The organism is Cupriavidus sp. 01L46 (genome assembly GCF_056399905.1).
Genome location: NZ_JBFTSF010000361.1, coordinates 1 through 5,767, shown reverse-complemented (window position 1 = coordinate 5,767; position 5,767 = coordinate 1). Strand labels below are relative to the sequence as shown.

Here is a 5,767-nt window from a genome sequence, read left to right as displayed (position 1 = left end):
GGGTAGCCGCGAGGGCAGTAAACAGCAAAACGACAAGTCGGAAAGCTTGCATGGGCAGAGTCAAAAATGAAAGGAGGGCAGCGAGAGATGCAAGGTGCCGCGCATTCAAGCGAACGCGCCGGCCCATGAACATTGGCGGGTATTCGGAAATGTCTTGGGACTCAATCCGAAATGTCTTAGGACTCGCGCGCTCGCAAGGCCGGGATTCTACTGTAGAAAAACAGCAAAAATGACTTTAGTGGCTTTTTTTAGAAAAATTGATAATTGCCTTATTKACTTCTACATGCCTTTAATGGCATGGCATGCCGGAGTTGGCAATTAGAGGGCGGTGGAGGGCCGCCTCTCGAGGTCGCGGCGCCTTGCGTCAGCCTTCGCTTGGCTGGATATTCAGCAAGCCGATGCCGACCTGCGTGAGGAAGGGCGAGAACAGGCTCATGAGCTGCGACGCGCCCCAATTGATGTGCTCGCGCTTGATGGCATCGATGCCGTGCCGGGACCGCAGGTAGTCGATCCAATAGGTCGATACGATCCACGTGTTGACGACCAAGTGGTCAAGCTGCTCGGGCGTGGCGCGCAGCAATCCTTGCGCTTGCATGGCGCCGAACACGCGACGGACATGGTGCTGTCCGTCGTTGGCAAGCGCCTCGGTGCGCAACCTCAGCGTTGGCGCCAGGCCGTAGATGGACGCCGCATCGCGATAGAAGAAGCGCCACTCCCACATCAGGTTGAACCAGCCGCTCAGGTAGCCTGCGAAACGGTTGGGTGCGTCGCCTTGCGCCAGATCCGCGACCGAGGTGTCGCGCAGCGCCCGCTCGAAGCTGTCGAACAGGGCCTCGAGGATTTGCTCCTTGCGGTGAAAGTGATAGTAGAGATTCCCTTCCTGTATGCCGACCGCCGAGGCGATCTCCGCGGTGGTCACGACGACTGGCCCGCGCTCGTTGAACAGGCTCAGGCAAGCGTCAAGGATGCGCTCGCGCGTTTTGGGGCGCCGGGCTGGCGCGACTTGCACCGTCATGGTTGATAACTCCCTGCATATTCCGTTATCTGCATGTTTGCACGGCAGATGGTTAGGGGTAAGCCCTAGTTTTGGCAATCTCGGTTGATTAATTAGGGTGAACACCCTAGTCTAGTCTGAATACAGCACGGACGCACCGTGAGAATTCGGCGCGACAAGCGCCGGCTCGGTTTGGCCAACAGGAGACGATCGATGCTATCAGGCAATGCGAAGCACTCGCATCCCGATGTTCACGCCGGCACGGCGGAGCCGGAGCGCCAGGACGAGCAGGCACCAGGGCAGGCAGCGGCGCAGCACGTCGATGTGCTGGTAGTCGGGGCGGGGCTTTCCGGCATCTGCGCTGGCTACCATCTGCAGACCAGTTGCCCGGGCAAGACCTACGCGATCCTGGAAGGGCGCGACGCCATCGGTGGCACATGGGACCTGTTTCGCTACCCCGGCGTGCGGTCCGATTCGGACATGTACACCCTGGGTTTCAGCTTCCGCCCATGGCGAAGCGAAAAATCCATTGCCGATGGTGACTCGATCCTTGAGTACATCCGTGGCACGGCGAAGGAATTCGGCATCGAGCGGCACATCCGCTTTGGCCATCGCGTATTGCGTGCGTCGTGGTCGTCCGAGACCGCAAKGTGGACGGTCGATGCCACGGTAGGCCCGCAAGGCACGCCTGCCCGTTTTACCTGCAGTTTTCTCTACCTGTGCAGCGGCTACTACGATTATGCGGACGGCTATATGCCCGGGTGGCCGGGCATGGAGCGCTTCAATGGCCGTGTGGTGCACCCCCAGCACTGGCCGGCGGACCTGGTGTACGACGGCAAGCGCGTGGTCGTGATCGGCAGCGGGGCCACGGCCGTCACGCTGCTGCCGGCGATGGCCGAGCGGGCGGCCCACGTGACCATGCTGCAGCGCTCGCCAACGTACATCGTGGCGCGCCCGTCCAGCGATGCTGTCTCCGCATGGTTGCAGCGGCGGCTGCCGGCATCCATGGCGCATCGCGTCACGCGCTGGAAGAACGTGCTCCTGGGCATGTACTTCTACAATCTCTCGCGCAAGAAGCCAGACCTGGTCAAGAGCAAGATCCTCAAGGGGGTGCGCGCGCAACTCGGTCCGGACTACGATATCGACAAGCATTTCACGCCGTCTTACAAGCCATGGGACCAGCGGCTCTGCCTGGTGCCTGACTCGGATCTGTTCAAGTCCATCCGCTCAGGCAAGGCTTCGGTAGTCACCGACCAGATCGAGTCGTTCACCGAGGCCGGCCTGCTGCTGCGCTCTGGCGAGCGGCTCGACGCGGATGTCATCATCACGGCTACCGGGCTTCAGTTGAAGGTGGCCGGGGGGATGAAGCTCGAGGTGGACGGCACCCCAATGAACCCGGCGCAGGCCTTCATGTACAAGGGCATGATGTATAGCGACATGCCGAACCTGGCGGTGGCCATGGGCTATGTCAACGCCTCCTGGACGCTAAAGGCCGAGCTCTCGTCGACCTACGTGTGCCGCCTGATCAATCACATGGACGCGAAGGGCCATGCCTGGTGCGCGCCGCGCCGCACGGATCAGGCATCCGATGAGGAGCCTTCGCTCTCGCTGAGCTCCGGCTATGTCCAGCGGGCCAGCAACATCTTGCCCAAGCAAGGCTCCAGGCGGCCGTGGAAGGTGCATCAGAACTACCTGTTCGACCTGATGGCCCTGAAGTTCGGCAAGGTGGAAGGCAGCGAGATGGCCTTCGGCCGTGCGGGCACGGCTGCCTCGGTGGATGGCTGACAGATAATGCTTGAACGTCAAGGTTGAACGTCAAGGTTGAACGTCAAGGTTGAATTTCAACGGTGAAGGTATATACACAATGACCATATTGATTGCCTGCGTCGCCGTGGGCGCCGTCGTTCTGCTTGGCTTGGTGGCATTCTCCGGCCTGATTGCGCGCAAGGTGGAAAATGCGCTGCCGCCCAAGGGGAAGTTTATCGAGATCGATGGCGCCCGCCTTCATTACATCGACAAGGGCGAGGGCCCGGCTATCGTGATGGTTCACGGGCTGGGGGGGCAGACCGGCAATTTTTCCTATGCGCTGCTTGAAAAGCTGACCGGCCGGTTCCGCGTGATCCTGGTCGACCGGCCCGGCTCGGGCCATTCGACGCGGCCACCGGCGATGTCGGCCCGCCTGAGCGTGCAGAGCGCGGTCGTGGCCAAGTTCATCCGTGCGCTAGACCTGCAGAATCCGCTGTTGGTCGGGCACTCCCTGGGTGGGGCGGTGGCGCTTGGCGTTGCGCTCGATCACCCCGGCACGGTCGGCGGGCTGGCGTTGATTGCTCCGCTGACGCATCCGGTGGAGGGCGTGCCGCCCATGTTCCGTACGCTGTCGATTTCCTCGGCCACCATGCGCCGCGTGATCGCATGGACGTGGGCGATCCCACGGTCTATCTTGCGCGGCAAGGCCATGGTCGAACTGATCTTCAGCCCCGACCGGCTGCCGCAGGACTTCGGCATCGCAGGCGGCGGCCTTCTCAGCCTGAGGCCGCGCAGCTTCTATGCCACTTCGACGGATATGGTCAGCGTGGAGGAGGACCTGCCATCCATGGCGCAGCGTTATGCCTCGCTGGCCTTGCCGATCAGCATCCTGTACGGGACCGAGGATGCCGTGCTCGACTGGCAGGCGCAGGGCAAGGCGATGAAGGACAAGCTGCCGGCGCTGGATCTCGAACTTGTCCCTGGCGGCCACATGCTGCCGATCACAATTCCCGACCAGACCGCGGCCTGGCTCACGGCGGCTGCCGCGCGGCTCTGACGCGGCGCGCGCCGGTCGCCGTGCTGCCGGTCAAGCGTCGATGGTGAAGCCGATCTCCTTGATGAACTCGCCCCAGCGCAGGTAGTCCGCCTTGACCTGCGCGGCGAAGGCAGGCGGCGTGATGGCCTGCGGCGGCAGCACGCCGACCGCGAACAGCCGCTTGTGATAGGCCGGGTCGGCGAGCACCTTCTGGATCGCCGCCGAGACCGCGCCAACCACGTCCGCCGGCATGGCCTTGGGGCCGAACAGCGCGAAGTAGCCGCTCAATTGCTCCATGCCCGGAAACCCCAGTTCACGGAACGAGGCAACGCCCGGCGCCATGTCGGAGCGTTCCGGCGTGGTGATGGCCAGCGCCTTGGTCTTGCCCGACTGATAGAGCGGCACGGCGGTGGTCAGCCCGTCGATCATTACCGGCACTACGCCACCCACCAGGTCTTGCGTGGCAGGAGCCGAACCCTTGTACAACACCGGTTCGAGCCGGCTGCCAGATAGCTTGTTCAGCAGTAGGGGGCCAAAGTGCGACGATGTGCCCGGACCATACGAGGCCGAATGCAGCGGCGACTTCGCGCTCTTGGAGTAGGCGATCATCTCCGCCAGCGTGGAGAAGGGCGCGTTCCTGGTGGCGACCAGTAAGACGGGCGCCCGTGCGGCTTCGGCCAGCGCGGTCAGGTCAGTGAGCGGGTCGTAGGGTACCTTGTTGATATGGGCACCCGAAGTGGCCGAGGAGCCGAGCGTCATCAGCAGTGTGTGGCCATCCGGCTTGGCGCGGATCACGTCGAGCGTAGCGGGAATCGTCGCGCCGCCCGGCTTGTTCTCGACCACGACCGATTGGCCAAGGGCCTTGCCAAGGAAGTCCGCGAACAGCCTGGCGACCACATCGGTGCCGCCGCCAGCAGGGTAGGCCACGACCAGCCGCAGTGGGCGGCTTGGCCAGCCATTGGCAAAGGCGGGGGCTGCGCCGAGCGCGGCGGCTGCAACCGCAGTGGTAAGGAAATGACGACGATCCATGTTTTTGTCTCCTGGCGGTGATACACGTTCAGCGGCACTTCAGGTGCTCTTTAGTGCGCAAGGAAGAYACTCATGGAAGATGGGATGGTCATGGAATCGGGCGATACCCTTCCCATGACGGCATGCATGACGCTGATCGTGCATCTCGATCGCGCGGAGTCGCTCATGCTACGATCCGCCCTCTGAATCAACGTGAGCTAACGATGTCGACAGCCTTCCTGATACGCAATCCGGCCCCGTCCGACGATGGCGAGCAAATCGGTTTTTCCATTGTGGCAAACGGCGTGGACAGCAGCGGCTTTGTTTCGCGCTCGGCGCTGGATGAACTGGCCCAGGGCCAGATTGGCAGCCACCTGGATATTTTCGAGCGTAATCTCGACCGCATCCAGGAAGTGGCCTTGCAGAAGTGGTCTGCGGACCCGTCTATTAACCCCGTCATGCTGGGGGACCACGATTTCTGATTAGTTCAAGCGGCCCGCCGCACGCACTACACCTGCGAGAACGTGCGGACCAGCTTGGATTTCAGTGGCCATGGGCGTGAGGCGAGAATCCAGATGCACAGCAGCGGCCCGATGAACGGCAGCAGCGCCAGATACGCGTAGAGCGGACCAAAATGGGCAGCCTTGAATACCTTCCTGAACGGGAAGAACCACAAGGCCTCGAAGAATAGGAATCCGAGTAGATAAAGCGTCATGGATGTGCTTCCTGTGCGGCTCGCCTGGCGAAGCATATGCCCCGCGCAGCCGCATTGTAGAACCCATTCGTTCGCTCACAATCCCGCCACTTCGGGGGATTTCTGCCGGTCCGGCATCCATATCTACATCGCAATTCCGTGCGCCGCCAAGTCCTCCGGTCCCTTCTTTGACGCGACTTAGCGCAGCGCGCGCTGCGCCACGGCGATCAGCGCCACGCCCACGCACGCTACCGCCAGCAGCGCGAACAGATTGCTCACTGCAATCAGC

At 62.4% G+C, this 5,767-nt stretch carries 6 protein-coding genes; 3 read left to right on the top strand and 3 right to left on the bottom strand.

Annotated features, from left to right (window positions below; genetic code table 11):
• Window positions 1–364 precede the first annotated feature (364 nt).
• On the bottom strand, window positions 365–1,015 hold the full coding sequence (locus AC1DS3_RS34255) for a TetR/AcrR family transcriptional regulator (protein ID WP_441631501.1): 651 nt from the start codon (window positions 1,013–1,015) through the stop codon (window positions 365–367).
• Window positions 1,016–1,207: 192 nt separating this feature from the next.
• Here AC1DS3_RS34255 and AC1DS3_RS34250 point away from each other — a divergent pair, with 192 nt between their 5' ends.
• Window positions 1,208–2,779: a flavin-containing monooxygenase gene (locus AC1DS3_RS34250; RefSeq protein ID WP_477128920.1), complete on the top strand. Its 1,572-nt coding sequence runs from the start codon at window positions 1,208–1,210 to the stop codon at window positions 2,777–2,779.
• A 79-nt stretch (window positions 2,780–2,858) separates the two neighbouring features.
• The gene (locus AC1DS3_RS34245) at window positions 2,859–3,797 is read left to right on the top strand and encodes an alpha/beta fold hydrolase (protein ID WP_441631505.1); all 939 of its coding nucleotides are present in this window, start codon (window positions 2,859–2,861) and stop codon (window positions 3,795–3,797) included.
• A gap of 30 nt (window positions 3,798–3,827) precedes the next feature.
• On the opposite strand, the gene AC1DS3_RS34240 is transcribed toward AC1DS3_RS34245, so the two are convergent.
• Window positions 3,828–4,805, bottom strand: a complete 978-nt coding sequence (locus tag AC1DS3_RS34240; protein ID WP_441631507.1) for a tripartite tricarboxylate transporter substrate binding protein — start codon at window positions 4,803–4,805, stop codon at window positions 3,828–3,830.
• Between the two features lie 203 nt (window positions 4,806–5,008).
• Between AC1DS3_RS34240 and AC1DS3_RS34235 the strand changes: the two genes are divergently transcribed.
• On the top strand, window positions 5,009–5,266 hold the full coding sequence (locus AC1DS3_RS34235) for a hypothetical protein (RefSeq protein ID WP_441631508.1): 258 nt from the start codon (window positions 5,009–5,011) through the stop codon (window positions 5,264–5,266).
• 26 nt (window positions 5,267–5,292) lie between these two features.
• Here the strand turns inward: AC1DS3_RS34235 and AC1DS3_RS34230 are convergent, their stop codons facing one another.
• Entirely contained in the window at window positions 5,293–5,499 is a 207-nt protein-coding gene (locus tag AC1DS3_RS34230; protein ID WP_441631510.1) for a hypothetical protein, read from the bottom strand.
• Window positions 5,500–5,767: the final 268 nt, after the last annotated feature.